An 18690-nucleotide genomic window follows, 5' to 3' on the forward strand; every position below is an offset into this window, starting at 1 on the left:
CCGCTAATATACGTGCAAAGAAGTCGTTCAGCCGCTGAGTAGATGTAAATGCTGATAGATATTTCCGATAACTACCATTTCGAAGTGTTCACACATCCCATCGGGTAAGTAACCCATGTGAAAAGAGCCTTTTTCAAATACGATTGCAGAACGGTGATAACGACCTCCGTAAGTTTCGATTTGGACAATATCTCCTTCATAAATCTCCACGCCGTTTTTATCTTTTAGGCCGGTGTATTGCATAACTTCATAGTTATTTAGGAAAGCTATTGAAGAAAAATACCCATTATCATCATGTGCCGCTAAACGATTGTTGATAAATCCAAGGTCGGACATATTAATTCCATCCATGTACTCTGCAGAATTATCTTCGTCATCAAAGCACAGGATTTCTTTTGCCTTATTCCAAGCGCGAAACTTAATCTCTCTCACGCCGCCACTCTCCTAACTCGATGATTATTGATAAGTTCTACCGCTGCCTCATGATCCAGATTAGTCAGCTGCTTCAACTCTTCAAACAGCACACTGAAATTTCTTGCAATCACTGGGTCTTCATTCTCCTGCCACGCACCGGCAATTAAGATGAGTTGGTCGAGTAATCGTTTCATTTTGATTCCTCCTAGTTTTGTAGTAGATGATCAAACTTAGATAAACGTCCTTTGGCAATTTGCCGGCGGTAACTGGTCGCTTTATTTTCAATCGATTGCGAAATTTCAACAATGCGGTCATAAGAACGCTTGCCGATCTGTTCTGCCAAAAACTTGGGTTCCAAATTGGAAGTGGCCATAATCGGTTTGTTGCGGCGGTATCGGTTGTCGATGATCAAGAAAAGAATTTCCTGTACCCATTCGCTTGTTTTTTCTGCGCCAATATCATCAATGATTAGCAAATCGCAGATGTTCAGCGCCTTTAATATTTGTTCTTCGCTGTCGGTATTGCCTTTGTCGAAGGTATTCTTAATTTTCTTCAAGAGATCCGGCATCGAAACGAACACGACGACTTTTCCTTTTTTTCGCAATTGATTATGAACAGCAGCCGCCAAGTGTGATTTCCCGTTTCCAGGCACGCCCCATAGCAAGATGGATTCAAGACCGAACTCTTCAAAGTTGTCAGCGTAGTATCGAGCAATCTTTTCAGCGTTTTCTGCACCTGGACGTGAGTCGAAGTTAGCAAAATCGGATTCCTCAAACCGTTTGCCTAATTCGCTAATAGAGAACAACTCGCGGACTTCGCGTTCTCGCTGTGCATTTTTATAGGTTTCAAGCTCGGCTTTTTGAATTTCAGCCTCACATTTACAGATAGGTTGAACCCATCGCGTTTTTCCTAAGACGTCTATTTCTAACGGTGGTACGATTTCGTTACAGTGAGGACATTCAATGCCTTTAGAGTGAGAGTCCGTCCCAGTCTTCGTCAGTAGATCCTGCATGATGTTTTGAAGTGGTTCCATTCGAGTTCCCTCGCTTCCGTCTTTCGAATTCCTTATCAGCAGCTTCTACACCAGCCAAGGTGGTAATTAGCTGATCGCTCCACGATTTCAAGATGGTGTCAGCAAAATTCATTTTGTTTCGTGCATTGCCTTCGACTGAACGTTTCAATGCCTCATGAACCAACTCCTCAGATGATTCATCAATCATGATAGAAATTCGTTCGGCAATATGCGGTACCAAGTGACTGATGTTTTGTTCATAGAAGCGAAATGCTTTTCCAGCGCTCTTATCTACAACAACAACTTCTTTTTCTAGTTCTAGTTCTAAATCTAGTTCTAGTTCTGTTGCGTTATCCAGCGTTACTGTAGCGTTACCTGTAACGTTACTACCTTCATCCGGCTTATTTTTAGGTGGAGAAGCTAATTTTTTCTTTGATTGACGATGCTTTTCAACGCGTTTTTTAGTTTGCTCTCGTATCTTATCGAGTCCAACAACGTTCTGATGCTTCTCCCAATTTGATATGCTGATAAATTGATTTTCATCGATATCAATCATTCCAAAGGTACGGAAAACCTCTAATGCCATCCGTACAGTTGAAAGCGGTCTGTTGAATATCGTCGACAGCATTTCGTCCGTATATGGAATATTTTCTGATAGGTAGATGTAGCCGTTATTGTTTGCACGTCCGGCTTGTGAGAGTAATTTCACCCAAACAATCAGGATGGTATCTGCCTCTGGCATGCTCTCAATCAACCTTATCTTTTCATCCTCAAACATCTGTGTACTAAGCTTTATCCATTTAACATCGCTCATGCCTCTCACCCTTCTTTATTTACGGTATATAAATCATCTTCCCAGTCAGTTCGGCTACCTCTTGGCGAAACTGTTCCTCGTTACTGTTGGAATCCGATAAGTGAAGTAGCCATATTTCCTGCAGCTTCGATAAGTCGTTTGCTTTCAAAAACTCTTTTACGTTTTCTAAGGAGAAGTGAGATCGCATCAATCGTTTCCTCAAAACTTTTGGCGTTCTTCCCGATAGAATGTTTTCGTCCAATATCTTTTGTGAGTAATTACACTCCACCATCAGATGTGATAATCCACTAAAGCGATATTTGATGTAATAGGTATCTGTAGCGAAAAGTAATTTATCGCCTGCCGCGTTGACTAACAAAAAACCAAATGGTTCTGACACATCGTGCTGTACATCAAATGGCAAAATGGTCCATGTTCCGATTTGAAACTGTTTCTTGTTCTCAACAGTCTTCAATCGGTGATGTTCGATGCCTAATTCGTCTTTTGTGCCTTTAGATAGGTAACAGGTAATGCCAGCTTTCAAAACCTCAGGAACGCCCATACAATGATCTTTATGCTCGTGCGTAATCAAGCAGCCTTTAATATCCCGTGTCTGGAAGTTTAACTTCCGTTGAATGTCGCGAAATTTGATTCCTGCTTCCAGGAGAAGGGGTGTATGACCATCTGTGATGTAGTAGCAGTTCCCCTTCGAACCGGTTGCAAGTGTTGTAATTTCAATCATCAGAACGGTGGAGCGTCGTCTTCTGCACTAGCAGTACCAACTGGCTCTGGTTCTTTCTCTGGCAGTATTTCACCAGTTTTTACATCTACATTCGGTGTGACTGGTTCTGCCTCAACATACTCAGCATCTGTATAGGTTTCTGTTTGTTCGGGTTTCGATTGGTTTGGTTCAACATCAAGCAAGTCTTTGTTTGCGTTTTCGTTTATTTCACGACGAACGCTAGTTTCTTCTTCCTGATTTTCAACATATGCATAAGCCGTAGCGTTTACTTTCTTAGGATCAACGGTCAATTTATCAGTGACACGATGAACCAATGTTTTGAACCGCATTTCGACTGGATGTTTTGACCAAAACGTATCGCTTTGTGCCGCCTTTCTCGACTTCTCAAAATCTTTTTCAGAAACCATAATTAATGTGTTTTTTCGTTCATCTTCATAAACGAGATAACCAAAACCGCCAATAATTTCACCGCGGTCAAATGGATTTGTGATTTCGAATTCATAGGATTCAGTAGCATTTGAAAATGACTTTTTCAAAGGGATAAACTTGTCTGTGCTGTAAACCAGTTCATAAATTACATCGACTGGTACATCGACTGCTACTTGTTGACGGTAATACGCTTTTCCGACATACCCCACACGAAGATCTAAGTCATATTTTCCTTCTCGCTTATTGAAGTAAGGAACCGGATGAATATGGTTAGGTACTAATGCATCAAGCCCCAATTGAACGCGGTGGACAGCATCTAAAGACAATTTACGCATGTTCACGTTTTGCCAAGTGAATGGTTGTCCATAAGGTTTGGTGGCGTTTAGCCGCTTCGTTTCCATGTCCTTTAAAACGTTGTCGACTTTCAAGAATAAATGTTGTGCTAATGTCTTTTCGTAATCTGAGAACGCCATTGGCGCACCGGCTTCTGCAGCAAATTGCGTTTCTACGTTCTTCAAGAACCTTTCAGATTGTGTAGCCTGTATGCTTGTATCTTGTGTTTTTAATTCATTTTGAGTTGTCATATTAAATTGCCTCCTCTAAATTTGGTGTTTCAATACGTAGTGACTTGTCTTTCTCCGAAACAATTAAGCTAATTAGCTGTGAATCAGTATCTGCCAGCTGTGTAACCGCTTCTGCGTTATCCACGAAGATTGGTGCTTGAATGCCGTGGAATTCGGATAGCGTGTTAATGATGTCTAATCCGATATTGATTTTGGCTGCATTGTTCAATCCAGACCCATAAGGTACGCCCTCAAACGTCGTTTCGCAGACTTCCTGCAGCCCACCATTGATTTGTGTTTCAAACAGCTTGAAGCGTGCATATTTGAATTTGGCAGCGATTTTGTCTTCGATAATGCTGACTTTTGCCCGGGTAAACTCTTCTGAAAGGAATAAGTGATGCTCCAGCTTCTCGTACTCTGCAGCCAGCTGTTCTTCTTGTTCCATTAGATCTTGAATCCTCTTTTTCAAAGCTCCTACATTTGCGTAACGAGCAATTTCTTCATTCAATTCTGAGCGCTTCGCTTTCTTTTCAGCGATTTCATCGCCGATATCGCCAGCAGCATCTTCTGCGCGTTCATTCAAATCCGCAATGTCACCAAGAAGATTCTCTCGGAAATCTGTAAGCTCAAGATATTTAGAATCCTTGTAGATGTCCTTAACCGCATTTTCTGTTTCGAGTAGTTCAGTTTTAATCTCATCGATAACTTTTTCCTTGTCGGCAATCAGTCCGCTAAGATCGTCGATTTCCTTTTGCAGACGAGCGACCTCATCTTCATACTTTTTCTTTTCAGTGGAGCCGCGTTTGCCATCTTCCTGAATATTTCCTAAGTCTGTTGATTTACGAGCGTTGAATTGAGCCAATGCTTTTTCCTTCGCTGATTGAACCTTCTCTTCAGGAAGCTCCTGCCCACATGATGGACATTCACAAGCAACTTCATGAGTAAATACTTCTTTATTTCTTTCCTGCCAGCGATTCCGTAGATCAATTAAAGTTTTTTCTACTCGCTGTAGTTGATCTTGTTTATATTGCTGTTGATTTTCAGCTGAAAGTTTCCGAGATTTGAATGTTTGAAGATGAGATTGTTCTTCCTGGAGCTTCGCTCGCAAACGATACACTTCATCCTTCGAACCACTTTCCAAATCTCGTTTTAAATTCTGTATTTCCATTTTGACTTTCTGCACTTCGCCTTTCTTGGCGAGTACAGCATTACCGTTTTTGATGGAACCGACTTGAGCCTGCAGATCTTCAATTTCTGAGTCCAGGTTATCTACTTCTGTACGCAGTTCTGGAAGATTTCCTTCATCCTCTGGAATTGATTTCTGGATTTCATTGATGCGAATTGGAATTCGTTTCAACTCTTCATTAATCGCCTTGCGACGGCTATTTACGGTGGCTTTAAAGTCATCGAGGGTTTTACCTCTCAGAATCAATTTCAGCCCCTGCAGCTCTTTGTTCGAAGCAAAGATGTCATCTTCTGATACGTCCCCACATACCTCGAGTAAAATCTTGCGGCGATCCTGCCATTTCACTTGTTCATTGAAGTAAGTCGGCGATGTCAGCAATTTGAAATGCTCTTCTTCCATCAGCAGTTGTATCCTCTTGCTGTATTCCGTTTTCTTCAACGGCGTACCGTCAATAAAGTAATTGGTTTCGTGACCAGAAAATTCTTCTTTTGCAGATCCGCGAGTTTTGGTGTACTTTTCGCGATAAACTTTTCCTAATTTGATGAGTTGGTTATCAACCAGTAGTTCGCACTCGACTTCGTGGTCAAGCATCGGAATCGCAACGCCATCTTGCAGAGTCTTGATTTCAAAGTCCTTTTTGTTCTGGCTGTCCTTGTCAAACAGCAGCCAAAGGAAGGCGTCGAACAAGGTAGTCTTCCCAGTTGCATTGTCGCCGTAGATAAAAGCGTCAGAGCCGTTCATATCAATTGAGAAGCTTTTGACGCCTTTAAAGTTGGTTAAGGTAAGTCGATTAACGCGTACTTGTTTCATGTAGTCTCCTCCTAAGAATCGTGCTATAATGAGCACATAGTTTTGATTTGAATTTTTGATATCCCACTCCACATGGGACGGTTAGCCGGTTGCTTCTGCAGCTGGCTTTTCCTATTCTCGAACATCTGGTTCTGAGTGCTTCAGTTTGATATTCTGCCAAACCGAGAAGGTCATGCTGTCTGGCCACACATCATTTTCTACCGCTTCAATTAATTCTTCTTCAAAACAATCTTCGCATTTGAGTGGTTGGCCTTTTGGGTTTGCGCTAATGAAGCAACCGCAACTCTCGCAAAAGATACCATCTAGTATCATGTCAGCGAATTCACCCATTCATTTTCTCCTCCTTCACAATGATTTCATCATTACCTATATCCACCGCATAACCTTTGGCGTTCAATAGAGTGATAATAAAAATCGCCTCTCTCGACGTGCCAAGTTCATTAAAAGAAAAAAGAGTAAATTTGTTGCCAAGTTCGATTGATCGTTTCAAAATGTACAGAATCTGTTGCATCTTGGGTGATTGGTCGAACTCGTCTAAACTGATTGCTGCTTGACCGTGCGTTATCATGTATTCACCTGCTTTCTGATGGTCTGAATCCCATCAATAAGACCAGGAACGAAAAGGGGTTAACGCTCCTGAGCTTATTGACGAGAGCCAATGCTCTCGTAGAAAAATACTTTTCGATATGCTATAATCGAGTTACCACAGTGATTCAATCGCCGCTTGACCTACCCAGTCAGCGGTTTTTTTCATACTCTTTTTCAGAAGTACCTAATTGCGTACCGACCAGCATGCTCAGAAAAGAAACCAAAACCATACTGCCTAAGATGTGTAACGGATCACCGAATTCCATCATGCCAATCAATCCTTTCAATTCGAACGCCCATTTTGTTTAGGTCTGCTAACAACCTGCCTAAGCCGTCCCATTCTTTTTTAGCTTTCGCTAACCGTTTGATTTCGTTTATGGAGCGTAAGATTTCTTCAGTTCTTCTCACAGCTACGTCATATTCTCCAACTTCTACTAACTCTTCAATTGCATTCAGTGAGCTTTCAATGCACCAGTGTTCTCTTTCAGCAGCTCGTTGATCTTGTGGACGGAAGTTTGACTGTTTCATTGGACATATCCTTTCGCTCTCAGCTGTGTGTGATGGTTTTGCCAAACGTTTACAAGGTCAAGCCCTGACTCTTCGCAAGCGATTAAAAGATAATGTTCAATGGCTGTTATCAGTTCAACACCTTCTTCTAATGTCTTCTCCAAGTTCGGCCGTTCCCAGTTCGAGAGGCTAGTTAATGGTTTGGCAAAGCTACACGCTTTAATGGCTGTTAGAAATTCTTCTGCTTCTTCAATCGTCTTTTCACGAACACTTGAACGATGCAGATCCACGTTTGGGCCATTCAATAGAGTTGTTCCAGTTCCGGTGTATTCGTAACGCAGTGCCATCGCCAAGCGCGGACTACCTTTTCGTTTCATTAGCTTCCGAGAAATATCGGGCGCCATTTCAACGCGCCCATTTTCAATTTTTGATATTAATTCGCGTGAGACATTTAACTCCATTGCTAGTTGTTCCTGCGTATCTCCATTTCGAACGTTTCGCATTGCCTCAGTGAGGCGTGACTTCTTCATAATTCAATCTCCTCCTTGTGTTTTTCTTCACATTTCACAAATAAGTTATCTTGTTGTGTACCGACGTTGACTACAGGCTGATTTATAATTAACTTACAGAGCGAAAGTAGCCTGTATACTCCTCCACCCAGTCCGAGTTTCGGTGAATCCATTCAATCAAAAACTCTGTTTCGATAAGAATTTTTCCTTTTCGAAAGACTTTAAAATCTGGGCGTTCCATAATTTTGATAGCTGTTGGCGGTGAAATACTCATCACTTCCATAAACTCTTTCCTCGTCAAGTAAGGTGGCAATTGCTTAATCCGTCCTTCGACTTTCCCGCGCTTTTCCATCGCTTTATTGACTTCCTCGCTAACGACTTTCCGTAAATCCTCAACGGTCATCGTTACCAACATGGTTGATTCCATGTGACTCACTCCTCCTGGGCGTTCCTCGCGCCCTTTTTCTTTTTTAGTCAGCAATATGGTCGGACTATAACTTTTCAATGCTATTAATTTCGCTCAATGGTCTTTCGGCATAGAATATTCTTCTAGCATCTGATTCCGTGTCAGCTGTAATTGTCATGGTTTCATCTCTACCTAAGTAAGATTCATATTTAATGCGAAACTCATACATTTTCAATTCCTCCTCTTCGTTCAACTGTTAAACAACTAGCCGCTCAGTCAAAAACTTGTTGATGAAGTACACTTGACCCTTGCCGGTCACCTTAGTCGTTTTGTTAACTGTGATTAAGCCGCTGTTGTGGTTAATCGGCGTTTCCTTAATTTCGAATAACCCCAAATTCATGCTGCGTTGTGTCGGTGTGTTTCGGTCGCTTCCATGACGTCTGACCAGATATCCGTTTTCTCGCATCCACTCATACAATCTTCTTTCACCCGTGTTAATCCCGTTCTGTTTCAGCAGCACCGCCAATTCTCGAATCAAAATGGAAGATTTACTGGCTTCGACTGAATCTGCGAAGAGGACTTTTGGTTTCTGCTCCTGGACAGTCAGTTCAGCCTGCTGCCGTTTCAGGCGTTCCTCTTTTAGTTGAGTTGCAATCTGGATGATAGTGTCTGGATCCAGCAAAGCTTTTTCGATTGTTTCAGGCGTCATGTAAGCTCCATGTTTTCTAATAGATGGAACTACTTCGTCAAAAACCCAAGACTCAAAACGCTCCGCTTCAGGTAATTTGGAATTAGTAATCAAACGATATAAATTGCCTTCGTTAATAAATTTCTTTTTTTGTTTTCCGCCTGTAGTAAGGACCTCGTGAAACACGACCCCCTCATTTTTACAATGTCTATTAATCGCATCGCTAGAATTTGAATATCCTAATTTTTTGGCTATTTCATTTGCTGGAAAATGAACTTTTTCATCAATAACTAAAATATTAAGAGTGCCGAAGTTATTGTGATTAAAAACTTTTAAATCATTCATTCCAATTCCTCCTAGTTTTTATTCAAAATCTTCTAATTATTAATCCCTTACGAGACTTTTACGTGTTTATTGTTTCCTGTTGTTGCCGCACACTCTCCAATCAGCATTCAAACGTCGTGGCATGACCTTTCGGCGTCGCTCGCTTCCTTGGAAGGTCTTGGCGCACTCTGCTCTGTTTAAATACTCATTGGAGAGCATGGACGGATGTGTCAGTTAGTTGCCTCCTTTCTTAGACGGCGACTCGCTTTTGTTTCGAATCGACGACTTCTTCTGCAAAAAAAAGAGTCCAATGAAAATCGAAAACATCAGCTATTTTTTTTGCTAATTTAACTGAAGGATTTCTATTTCCGATTTCAATGTTTGCATAAGCGCCTCTAGATATTCCTACTAGATCCGCAGCCTCCAATTGAGTAAGATGACCGCGCTTTTCAATCAACCATTTACGTTCCATTTCCTCGCCTCCTTTTGTTTCGTTTTGTGATATTAAATATATAATATCGTCTTTATGAAACATTGTCAACAATAAAATCGTCTTTTCGAAACATTTATATTTTGTTTCAATTTGAAACGTTATAATCATAGTAACGGAGGTGTTTTGGATGTTTAGTAAGACACTGCAACAGCTAAGAAAATCAAAAAAACTAACCCAAGATGAGTTAGCGAATAGATTGAATATCAATAGAGGTACATACGCTAACTACGAAAGAGGTCATAGACAACCTGATTTTGATACATTAATCAAAATCGCCGATTACTTCGACGTGAGCACTGATTATCTTCTTGGAAGAGATACTAAAAATCAACAAACGGAACAAGTCAGCCTTTTCCCGTTCGATAAAATCGGCGTTGATCAAGACGAATACAACAATCTCTCCTCTTACCAGCAAGAAGTATTAGACTGGGCAATAAATGAAGACGCCCTCTTCTTTAAAAACAAAAGCGACAATGTTTTAGATATGTTAGAACGTCTAGAAATTGCTTACGAAGTAGATAAGGTAATGAAAAAAAGAGAAAAACGCTAAAAGAAAGTAAGTATTTCACAAAAGCTATAGTATTTTCCCTATTTTTTGTTAATATGTAGGAGTAAGATAATAAAACTGTGGGGGTCTATTTACATGAAGAAGTTTTTCAAGATTGGTTGTTTAGGAGTCATAGCGTTAGTGGTACTAGGTATTATCATCGCTGTAGCAACAAGCGGTGGAGATGAAACAGCAGATACCTCTACCGGAAGTAAAGCTCCAGTAGAAGAAAAGAAAGCTGAAGTAGCAGGCATGGGCGAAGTTGTAAAAGTTGGAGATGTATCATTCACAATTAACAGCAAGGAAACTGCTGATCAAGTAGGACCATCTATTATGCCTGAGACTGCTTCTGGAAAATATGTTGTTCTTAATGTAACTTTCTTAAACGGTGGAAATGAAGCTGTTATGATTGATTCTTCTTTCTTCAAATTAAAACTTGGTGAAAAAACGTACGAAGCTGATTCAATGGCTAGCTTAACAGGTAACCAGAATGAAGACGGATCTATCCAGACTGCTTTTATGGCCGAAGAGATTAATCCTGATTCAGAAGTTACTGGTAAAGTTGTCTTTGATGTAAATCCTGATGTTGCCGATTCTGCTGACTTACAGGTGCAAGTACAAAGCGGTCTTTTCGGTACCGAGACAGCTACAATTAATTTAAAATAAGTAGTTTATTAAAAGCTTGGCTTGAGGCTGAGCTTTTCTTTTAAACCAAAAAAGAACATACGTTCCAAAAAAGGGAGTGGTTTCGTGAGCTATACATATAATGCAACAGAAGATTACCTAAACAATTTTTTTCAATCAATTGATATTTATTCGCCCCAGCACCTGGACTTAGAAGAAATTGCTTATAGAACTGGACTTTCGGTTTTATACATGCCAACAGAAGCTATGAACATCAAAAATACGATCATCCTAGACGAGCGTTCCACTGATGCTGAACAATGGCAAGATTTCGGACATGAACTTTGTCACGCGCTTTGGCACTTTGGTAATCAAATTACCATGCCGATGCCCTATCAAGTCTATCAAGAAAATAAATCAAATAACTTCGCGCAGTATGCCTGTATCCCTTCGTTCATGTTGAAACAGATAACACTGCCTGACAACGAAAACGAAGCTGTCTGGCTGATTATGGAGACGTTTGGAGTAACGCGTCCATTCGCAGAGAAACGGCTGCGTCAATACATACAGAACATGATTTATGGCTAATGCCCAGTGCTGTCTACTTTTCATTGAAATTAGACCATGCATCACATATATCTTCGTGAATTGGTCCATTCGAACGGTGTATAAGATGATACGGTGAAGCAGAGGAGTGTGTGCGATGAAATGCAGGAAATTGCCAAACGGTAAATGGGAATGTTATGAGGAAGGTCCAAGAGATCCTGTAACGAATAAACGAAATGCGATACGGAAACAAGCGATTAAGAAAAGTGTCGCTCAACAAAAAGTACAGACCGCGCTTGATAATTTGCAATCCGGTATTGACCAGAAACAAGCAAATCGCATCACGTTCGAACAACTTGCGAATGATTGGCACGCTGTCTACAGTCTATCAGGCGTTAAGAACAGCACAATTCGAAGCCGGCGGTCATCCATTCGGACGTTGTGCAAATACATCGGGCCGGTCGCTGTTGGGCGCATTACGCACGGTGTGATGCAAAACGTCTTAGTGGACTTGGATAAGCAAGGGTTTTCTCGGTCGATGCTAGACGGCGCGAAGGTAACAGCAAATTTTGTCTTTCAGCACGCCATCAAGCACCAATTGCGTACCGATAACCCTGCAAGAGATATTGTCATCCCGAAAAAAAGATTGACGGTAGAGGAAATCGAGCGAACGGATATTAATGAGAAGTATTTTGAAGAAGAAGAACTCGAGGCGTTTTTACGTGCTGCTGTCAATCAAGGGCTCCCTAATGACATGGAATGGTTTTACCTGATGGCTTTCACCGGAATGCGCGTAGGTGAAGTCTGTGCGCTGAAATGGACCGACATTAACTTTGAGGACAAACAGATTCGTGTTACCAAGACGATGGACAACCCGACTCACAATATGAGGAAGTATCAATTAACGCCACCCAAAACAAAAAAGTCCATCCGAACTTTTGATGTGGACGAGGATCTTCTGTTGCTGCTGAGAAAGCACAAAACCAAACAAGCCAAAATCAAACTGAAATTCCGCAAGGAAATCGACGACTACGATAACAGCAATTTCGTGTTTTGCCGAGACAACGGCTATCCATTCGCCAGTCGGTTTGTTTATAATCGGACGGTTCGCCTTTGTCAGAAGGCTGCCCTGTCGAAAATTGAAGGACCGCATATTTTACGGCATACACATATTACGATGATGACGGCTGCTGGTGTGGACTTAGATACCATCATGAACAAAGTAGGCCACGAAGATTCCAAGACAACCAAAAATATTTATACGCATGTCACGAAGAAAATGAAAAAAGACGCCACCGAGCAAGTTCATACTCACTACGGTGACCTCTTTCGGTTGCAAAACTAGAACTTAATGTGCGAGTTTTGTGCGAGCAGACAAAAAATCTATCATAAAAAATCGTTCAAACCCAGTTATATCAACGTTCTTGCTGTTTATTAGCCGTTATGCCATTTGTACATCCACAATACGCCGGATTTCATTAAACGAGCAATACGACCAGTAACTGTGCGATCTGCTAAGTAAGCGAATCCTTGTTTTTTCCCTAAAGAACCTAGGAAGCCTTTTAGTTTAATTTCAGGCATCGTTTCAGGCAACGCCTCGCCTTTCCATGTTGCTTTCAATATTTTAACGATTTGCTCTGCTTGTTCTTCTGCTAGCTGTGCAGAAGGTGCCATTGGCAAGGCAGCACAGTCTCCTACCACATAGACATTGCTGTCGTTTGGCAGTTGATGATATTGATTGATGACTACGCGTCCACTAGCATCACTTTCTAACCCTAAATCACGGACTGGCTTGACAGGCTGAATGCCTGCAGTCCAAACAACTGCATCAACAGGAATCGTTTCTTCATGATTATGCAGCAACTTTGGTTCTACTTGTGTGATATTCGAATTCGATACCACATCTACGTTATGTTTTTCAAACCATTTTCTAACGAAATCACTCAAACGTTCTGGGAAATCACGTAAGATTCGTGGACTCCGGTCAAACAATTTAATATTCAAGTCTTTTCGACTTTCACGCAGTTCACTGGCTAGTTCAATCCCACTAAGACCTGCGCCCACTACACCAACTACAGCACCAGCAGGCAGTCCTAATAACTGTTGATACGTAGCACGTGACTTACCAATCGTCTGAATGCTGTAAGTAAATTCTTCAGCTCCTGGTACGTTGTGGTATTTGTCTTCGCACCCTAAACCAATTACTAAGTCATCGTAGGCTATGCGTTCTCCGTTCTCCATAAAAATACATTTTTCTTGAAGGCCGATTTCCAGTATTTCTCCGTTAACTACTGTTAGGCGTTCGTGTTCTGGAAACGGGACGCGGACTTCATGGTCTGACTCTGTACCAGCGGCTAACGCATAAAATTCCGTCTTCATGCTGTGGAATGGTGTCCGGTCTATCAAAATTATTTCGGTATCCTGTGGAAGGCTTGACGGCAACAAGCGGAGCAAAATCCGCATATTGCCATAACCGCCTCCAAGTAAGACTAATTTTCTCATAAAAATCTCCTTTAACTTTCATCTGTCAGATCAATTTCTCACATATGAGTATAGCTGATTGTGATAACTTTCACAATGCTTTCACCAGAAATCAATTAATTGACTCCTGCCACAAAAAAAGGTAGGATTTCGTTGTAGTGAGGTGACTTAGAATGAAACCAATTGTTGAATTTTGCATTAGTAATATTGCCAATGGTGCACAAGATTCTTTTGAAAAACTCGAACGAGATCCCAATCTCGATGTTTTGGAATACGGCTGTTTAAGCTATTGCACAAAATGTTCCGAGTCTTTGTACGCACTTGTTAACGGAGAAATCGTCGAAGCAGACTCTCCCGATGAGTTGACGAAAAAAGTTTACGAATTCATAGAGGAAAACCCATTATTTTAAGCCGTTCAAAAACGGCTTTTTTCAGTATATGGAGAAATTGGAACACTTAAGTTCGTGGGGCTAAACGATTTAACCCGGCGATGCAGCTTTGTGCTGCATCGCCGGGCTTTTTCTTTTGGCAGTTGTTTTTATAGCTCCCAAAACCCTAGATTTTCAATTGTAAAGCTTGGTGGATGTTCTTTTTTCAATACATAATCTGTGCTACTAACACCTGTATTAACGTGAATGGTATCAATGCCAAAGCGTATGCCCGCTTGAATATCCGTATCATAGTTGTCTCCAATCATCACCATTTCGCTTTTTTCAAAACCCGATTCATGTTGAATGGCTTCTAACATATGAATTTCTGGCTTGCCAATAAACACAGGCACTCTATCTGTCGAAGCAGCTACCATTGTTGTGAATGCGCCATTTCCTGGCAAAAAGCCTTGTTCAGAAGGAAAAGCCAGATCTTGATTTGTTGATAAAAAAATAGCTCCTTTGCGAATTTCTAAACAAGCGGTTGCTAATTTATCATACGTAACATTTCGATCAAGTCCCATTAATACGATGCCGGCTTGTTCTTCTACTCGTTCGAGCCCTTCTTGAAGCAATGCTTGATCTAAGCCGTGAGAACCAACTGTGTATACAGTCTTTTTTGGATACCACCGTTTAATGTATTTGGCTGCTGCAATTGCGGAAGACATAATGCGTTCTTTTTTAGCAGCAATCCCAAATCCCGCCATTTTGTCTTGGAGTTGCTGTTGCGTCATAGATGCGTTATTCGTAATAAAAAAAGGTTCAATCCCCCGTTGCTGCAGGCGCTTAACAAAGTCTACCGCTCCTTCAACGGCTTCAGTTCCGCGATAAATGGTTCCGTCTAAATCTAGGCAATAGGCTTGATAGTGTTTTCTACTTGTCATCATTTGTCTCCGGTATAAACGCTGAAACTGGACCTAATTCATGAACAAGGTAATGCTCGACTCTCGGTCCAAACGCTTTCAATGATTCAAGATTCGCATCAAGTGCTGCGATAATTGCTTGCTGATCTACTTTCATAAACTCTCGAACTAACATTTTTCGCAACGCAATGACATCCTTAAACGGCTGATCCATGTCTGCTGTAATTACTTTTTCATCAACTAAAATATCGATTATGTCATCATAACTTCCAGGGTCACGCATAATAAAGCCATCAATCATCGAGTTACCGACATCAATGATCGACTCAATAATGTTTGCCCCGACACGTTCTAGCGCAAGTAAGTCATTAAATGACGTCCATTGCTGCTTTTTTTCGTAAAATTCCAATAAAGCATTCATGTACTGAATCGTTTCAGTAATTTTTCTGCGGTCAATAAAATACATAAAAATACCCTCCAATAGGCGTTTGAAAATCGTCAATTTCTTTCTTTATCATATCATATTGCCAAAAAAAAACCCCCTTACGGATTACACATCCGCTTCGGGGGTTTGCTGTTCGGGTTCTTCAATTAAAGGAGCTGCTTTTCCACCTTTTTTTATAACGAAATAAGCGCAACCAAAATTACAGTACTCGTAAAGATAATCCTGTAAAGTACTAATTTTTGTATCATAGGTTGCTTTGTGGTTCGTGTCTTCAAAAAAGCCTTTCAACCGTAACTGTCCATAGCCCCAGTCTCCCAAAATATAATCATATTTCGACAAAATTTCGCTATAGCGTCCTGTTATGGCCTCCTCTTTGAATCCTTCTCGGTGATCTATTAATATGTCGTATTCCCATTGATCCAATGTAATCATTTTTCCACCATCCATTAGCTGTTTGTAGCAGCTGCTTGCACTTCTCCGAGGCGCTGACGCTCTTTAGCAGCTGCATTGACTTGCTCATCCGCATGGTAGCTGCTTCGAACCAAAGGGCCTGCCTGGCAATGCGAAAACCCTTTAGTCATCGCAATCTCCCAAAATTCTTTAAATTCCTTTGGCGAATAATATTTTTGTACCATTAAGTGTTTTTTCGAAGGCTGAAGATATTGACCGATTGTCATGATATCGACATCGTTCGCACGTAAGTCATCCATTACTTCAATAATTTCTTCTTTTGTTTCCCCCAAGCCGATCATTAATGAGGATTTTGTTGGGATTTCCGGATGCATTTCTTTTGAACGTTTTAACAGTTCCAGTGATCGGTCGTACTTAGCACGCGCTCTAACTCTTGGCGTTAAACGGCGTACTGTTTCTATATTATGATTTAAAATATCCGGTTTTGCTTCCATTAGACGTTCCAGATTTTCATAGACTCCACCCATATCAGACGGCAAGACTTCAACAGTAGTAAATGGATTAGCACGTTTAATCGCGCGGATTGTTTCAGCAAAAACAGCTGAACCTCCATCTTTTAAATCGTCTCGTGCAACCGCTGTAATGACTGCATGTTTGAGATTCATCATTTTTACAGAGGCTGCCACACGTTCAGGTTCTTGAAGATCCAATTCATTCGGTAGTCCTGTTTTGACTGCACAAAAACGGCAGGCTCTTGTACAAACAGCACCTAAAATCATAAAGGTAGCGGTTCTGCGGGTTCCCCAACATTCGTGGATATTTGGACATTTCGCTTCTTCACAGACGGTATTGAGGTTATTTTCTCTCATCATCTTTTTTAAATCTGTATAGTTTTCATTGGTGTTGAGTTTGATCTTTAACCAATCGGGCTTTCTAAGATGCTCTTGTTTTGTTGACATGCACATCGTCCCCTGTCTATCTGATTTGTGAATGGAATCCTATTGTACTCCAAATGTATCATAAAGGTTTGTTCCTCACAAGTTCACGTCTCTCTCTAAAGACATGAAAAAGCCCAGAAACCAAAAGTTTCTGGGCTTGTAAATTATACGTTGTTTGCAGCATTTTTCGACTTGTTCTTTTTGCTGCTACTGACTGCATGAATGATGCTAGCAGCCAAGCCACCCCAAATAATGACCATGCCGATAATCATTACCACAATTGAACTTACAGTCATATGATACTCCTCCTTTTAATTGCGCTCGTCATATTCTCCCTGTTCTTTATGCCATTTTGCAAGAGAGAATAGAACTCCGAAAATGATTGCAGCGGAAGCAACTGCTACGCCTCCTGATAAGGTAAACATATCTGAGTACCCTTCGTAGTTTCCAGTTTCAGTATCAAACTCTTTCAGAATGTTTAGCTTGAGTAAACCGAACATCATATAACCTAAAACGATTGGTGTAATGATGCCGAGACTGAATTTCCACCAGCCACCCAAATGAATATCCGAGATTTCGTTAGCATGTGCTTTAAGTGTATCTGCTTTGCGGAACACCCAAACGACTAGCACCACTTCTACTAGTCCGATTGCTGCAACACCAAATTGGTTGATAAAGTAATCTGCAAGATCCAAGAAGAACAATCCGCCTTGTGTTGCAAAGAGAATTGAAATCAATGCTGCAAGTCCGCCTCCGAAAAGAACAGATTTTCTACGAGAAATACCGAACTTCTCAGAAAACCCAGCGACATAAGTTTCAGTAATTGACATCAAAGACGTCAATCCAGCGAGTGTTAACGACAAGAAGAACAATACGCCGAACAATCCGTTGAATCCTGGAAATTCATTGATAATTTGTGGGAATACCACAAATGCCAATCCAACACCGGCTGTTGCTACTTCACTTACTTCAACACCTTGTTGCGATGCCATAAACCCAAGAGCTGCGAAAACACCGATACCAGCTAATAATTCAAAGCTTGAGTTGGCAAAACCTGTGATAAAAGCGTTATTTGTAATGTCCGACTTTTTAGGAAGATAGCTTGAGTACGTAATCATAATGGCAAATGCGACAGATAAACTAAAGAATATATGTCCATAAGCTGCGACCCAAACCGACGGATCCATAATAGCGCTAAAATCTGGTTGGAAGAATGCTTCTAGTCCTACCAATGCCCCGTCCAGTGTAACTGCACGAATAACTACTGCCAAGAAAATGACGACTAAAGTTGGAATGAAAATCCGGTTAGCCACTTCAATTCCTTTTTTCACTCCTGCAAGCAAAATTCCGAGTGTAATGACCCAGACCAGCACTAGAGGAATAAATACGCCCCAAACAATTCCACCTGTTTGCCCTGGGCTAACTGTCAGTTGCAAAAATTCATTGAATAAGAAATCTTGTGTATCTGTGCCCCATGCCTGATTGATTGAAAATATAGTATAGCGCATTGCCCAAGCGATAATAACGGCATAGTACACAGATATAATGAAGGACACAAATACTGCCCACCAACCAAGCCATTCTAGTTTTTTACCACCCATTCTAAAGAATGATAATGGTGCAGAACCTCGGTACTTATGACCAATCGTAAATTCAAGGATTAAAATTGGTATACCGGCAGTTAATAATGCAAATAGATATGGTATGAAAAAGGCACCCCCACCATTTTCAAAGGCAACATACGGAAAACGCCAAATGTTACCTAAACCTACTGCAGAGCCGACAGCTGCCATGATAAAGCCGGCACGTGTACCCCATTGCGAACGTTCCATCACTCTTCCCCCTCTGTATTCCCATTCTATTTACATAAAAATAGGAATTTTGTTTGTTTTCAGATTATTAACTAATCTAAAAATAGTATACCGAGAGAGCGCTTTAATGTA

Annotated in this window: 27 protein-coding genes; 5 read left to right on the forward strand and 22 right to left on the reverse strand. The window is 41.0% G+C overall.

Annotation, left to right across the window (positions count from 1 at the left end; genetic code table 11):
* Positions 1–27: 27 nt before the first annotated feature.
* The 15 genes from FQ085_RS11770 to FQ085_RS11835 all read right to left on the reverse strand — a co-directional run bounded on the left by FQ085_RS11770 (position 28) and on the right by FQ085_RS11835 (position 9443).
* Positions 28–432 (reverse strand): YopX family protein, encoded by a 405-nt coding sequence (locus FQ085_RS11770; RefSeq protein WP_149456682.1) that lies wholly within the window; start codon positions 430–432, stop codon positions 28–30.
* Complete coding sequence (locus FQ085_RS11775; protein ID WP_149456683.1) at positions 429–608, reverse strand: hypothetical protein; 180 nt, start codon at positions 606–608, stop codon at positions 429–431. The genes FQ085_RS11770 and FQ085_RS11775 overlap by 4 nt, the downstream gene beginning before the upstream one ends.
* Positions 609–619: 11 nt before the next feature.
* The gene (locus FQ085_RS11780; protein ID WP_262499793.1) at positions 620–1447 is read right to left on the reverse strand and encodes an ATP-binding protein; all 828 of its coding nucleotides are present in this window, start codon (positions 1445–1447) and stop codon (positions 620–622) included.
* Positions 1383–2240 (reverse strand): phage replisome organizer N-terminal domain-containing protein, encoded by an 858-nt coding sequence (locus FQ085_RS11785; protein ID WP_149456684.1) that lies wholly within the window; start codon positions 2238–2240, stop codon positions 1383–1385. Before FQ085_RS11785 ends, FQ085_RS11780 begins: the two co-directional genes overlap by 65 nt.
* Before the next feature lie 19 nt (positions 2241–2259).
* Positions 2260–2961, reverse strand: coding sequence for an MBL fold metallo-hydrolase (locus tag FQ085_RS11790; protein WP_149456685.1), 702 nt, complete (start codon positions 2959–2961; stop codon positions 2260–2262).
* The gene (locus FQ085_RS11795) at positions 2961–3974 is read right to left on the reverse strand and encodes a recombinase RecT (RefSeq protein ID WP_149456686.1); all 1014 of its coding nucleotides are present in this window, start codon (positions 3972–3974) and stop codon (positions 2961–2963) included. Before FQ085_RS11795 ends, FQ085_RS11790 begins: the two co-directional genes overlap by 1 nt.
* 1 nt (position 3975) lies before the next feature.
* On the reverse strand, positions 3976–5949 hold the full coding sequence (locus FQ085_RS11800) for an AAA family ATPase (protein ID WP_149456687.1): 1974 nt from the start codon (positions 5947–5949) through the stop codon (positions 3976–3978).
* A 111-nt stretch (positions 5950–6060) separates the two neighbouring features.
* Positions 6061–6279, reverse strand: a complete 219-nt coding sequence (locus tag FQ085_RS11805; RefSeq protein WP_149456688.1) for a hypothetical protein — start codon at positions 6277–6279, stop codon at positions 6061–6063.
* A complete protein-coding gene (locus FQ085_RS11810) occupies positions 6272–6517 on the reverse strand; it encodes a hypothetical protein (RefSeq protein ID WP_149456689.1) in 246 nt (81 codons plus the stop codon). The genes FQ085_RS11805 and FQ085_RS11810 overlap by 8 nt, the downstream gene beginning before the upstream one ends.
* Before the next feature lie 272 nt (positions 6518–6789).
* Positions 6790–7065: a hypothetical protein gene (locus tag FQ085_RS11815; RefSeq protein WP_149456690.1), complete on the reverse strand. Its 276-nt coding sequence runs from the start codon at positions 7063–7065 to the stop codon at positions 6790–6792.
* A complete protein-coding gene (locus FQ085_RS11820) occupies positions 7062–7574 on the reverse strand; it encodes a helix-turn-helix domain-containing protein (protein ID WP_149456691.1) in 513 nt (170 codons plus the stop codon). The genes FQ085_RS11815 and FQ085_RS11820 overlap by 4 nt, the downstream gene beginning before the upstream one ends.
* An 88-nt stretch (positions 7575–7662) precedes the next feature.
* Positions 7663–7980: a DNA-binding protein gene (locus FQ085_RS11825; protein ID WP_149456692.1), complete on the reverse strand. Its 318-nt coding sequence runs from the start codon at positions 7978–7980 to the stop codon at positions 7663–7665.
* Between the two features lie 64 nt (positions 7981–8044).
* Positions 8045–8188 (reverse strand): hypothetical protein, encoded by a 144-nt coding sequence (locus FQ085_RS18085; protein ID WP_188074746.1) that lies wholly within the window; start codon positions 8186–8188, stop codon positions 8045–8047.
* 27 nt (positions 8189–8215) lie between these two features.
* Positions 8216–8992: a phage antirepressor gene (locus FQ085_RS11830; protein WP_149456693.1), complete on the reverse strand. Its 777-nt coding sequence runs from the start codon at positions 8990–8992 to the stop codon at positions 8216–8218.
* 229 nt (positions 8993–9221) lie between these two features.
* Positions 9222–9443: a helix-turn-helix transcriptional regulator gene (locus FQ085_RS11835; RefSeq protein WP_149456694.1), complete on the reverse strand. Its 222-nt coding sequence runs from the start codon at positions 9441–9443 to the stop codon at positions 9222–9224.
* Positions 9444–9591: 148 nt separating this feature from the next.
* Here FQ085_RS11835 and FQ085_RS11840 point away from each other — a divergent pair, with 148 nt between their 5' ends.
* The 4 genes from FQ085_RS11840 to FQ085_RS11855 all read left to right on the forward strand — a co-directional run bounded on the left by FQ085_RS11840 (position 9592) and on the right by FQ085_RS11855 (position 12526).
* Positions 9592–10014 carry a helix-turn-helix domain-containing protein gene (locus FQ085_RS11840; RefSeq protein ID WP_149456695.1) on the forward strand — a complete coding sequence of 141 codons (423 nt, stop codon included), beginning with the start codon at positions 9592–9594 and terminating at the stop codon, positions 10012–10014.
* A gap of 93 nt (positions 10015–10107) precedes the next feature.
* A complete protein-coding gene (locus FQ085_RS11845) occupies positions 10108–10677 on the forward strand; it encodes a DUF4352 domain-containing protein (RefSeq protein WP_149456696.1) in 570 nt (189 codons plus the stop codon).
* A gap of 84 nt (positions 10678–10761) precedes the next feature.
* Positions 10762–11223: an ImmA/IrrE family metallo-endopeptidase gene (locus FQ085_RS11850; RefSeq protein ID WP_149456697.1), complete on the forward strand. Its 462-nt coding sequence runs from the start codon at positions 10762–10764 to the stop codon at positions 11221–11223.
* Between the two features lie 115 nt (positions 11224–11338).
* Entirely contained in the window at positions 11339–12526 is a 1188-nt protein-coding gene (locus tag FQ085_RS11855) for a tyrosine-type recombinase/integrase (protein ID WP_149456698.1), read from the forward strand.
* Positions 12527–12615: 89 nt separating this feature from the next.
* Here the strand turns inward: FQ085_RS11855 and FQ085_RS11860 are convergent, their stop codons facing one another.
* Positions 12616–13683, reverse strand: coding sequence for an NAD(P)/FAD-dependent oxidoreductase (locus tag FQ085_RS11860; RefSeq protein WP_058385861.1), 1068 nt, complete (start codon positions 13681–13683; stop codon positions 12616–12618).
* Positions 13684–13835: 152 nt separating this feature from the next.
* Between FQ085_RS11860 and FQ085_RS11865 the strand changes: the two genes are divergently transcribed.
* The gene (locus FQ085_RS11865; protein WP_058385862.1) at positions 13836–14072 is read left to right on the forward strand and encodes a YuzB family protein; all 237 of its coding nucleotides are present in this window, start codon (positions 13836–13838) and stop codon (positions 14070–14072) included.
* 128 nt (positions 14073–14200) lie between these two features.
* Here the strand turns inward: FQ085_RS11865 and FQ085_RS11870 are convergent, their stop codons facing one another.
* From FQ085_RS11870 to FQ085_RS11895, 6 genes are all read right to left on the reverse strand, one after another.
* On the reverse strand, positions 14201–14974 hold the full coding sequence (locus FQ085_RS11870; RefSeq protein ID WP_058385863.1) for a TIGR01457 family HAD-type hydrolase: 774 nt from the start codon (positions 14972–14974) through the stop codon (positions 14201–14203).
* A complete protein-coding gene (locus tag FQ085_RS11875; protein ID WP_058385864.1) occupies positions 14964–15419 on the reverse strand; it encodes a DUF86 domain-containing protein in 456 nt (151 codons plus the stop codon). The genes FQ085_RS11870 and FQ085_RS11875 overlap by 11 nt, the downstream gene beginning before the upstream one ends.
* 84 nt (positions 15420–15503) lie before the next feature.
* Positions 15504–15830 (reverse strand): YutD family protein, encoded by a 327-nt coding sequence (locus FQ085_RS11880; protein WP_058386934.1) that lies wholly within the window; start codon positions 15828–15830, stop codon positions 15504–15506.
* Between the two features lie 14 nt (positions 15831–15844).
* On the reverse strand, positions 15845–16768 hold the full coding sequence (gene lipA, locus FQ085_RS11885; RefSeq protein WP_058385865.1) for a lipoyl synthase: 924 nt from the start codon (positions 16766–16768) through the stop codon (positions 15845–15847).
* A gap of 143 nt (positions 16769–16911) precedes the next feature.
* Positions 16912–17043: a methionine/alanine import family NSS transporter small subunit gene (locus FQ085_RS11890; RefSeq protein WP_143039520.1), complete on the reverse strand. Its 132-nt coding sequence runs from the start codon at positions 17041–17043 to the stop codon at positions 16912–16914.
* Between the two features lie 15 nt (positions 17044–17058).
* Entirely contained in the window at positions 17059–18579 is a 1521-nt protein-coding gene (locus FQ085_RS11895) for a sodium-dependent transporter (RefSeq protein WP_058385866.1), read from the reverse strand.
* Positions 18580–18690: the final 111 nt, after the last annotated feature.

The sequence above is a fragment of the Planococcus sp. ANT_H30 genome, from assembly GCF_008369335.1.
In the GTDB taxonomy this organism is placed as follows: domain Bacteria; phylum Bacillota; class Bacilli; order Bacillales_A; family Planococcaceae; genus Planococcus; species Planococcus kocurii.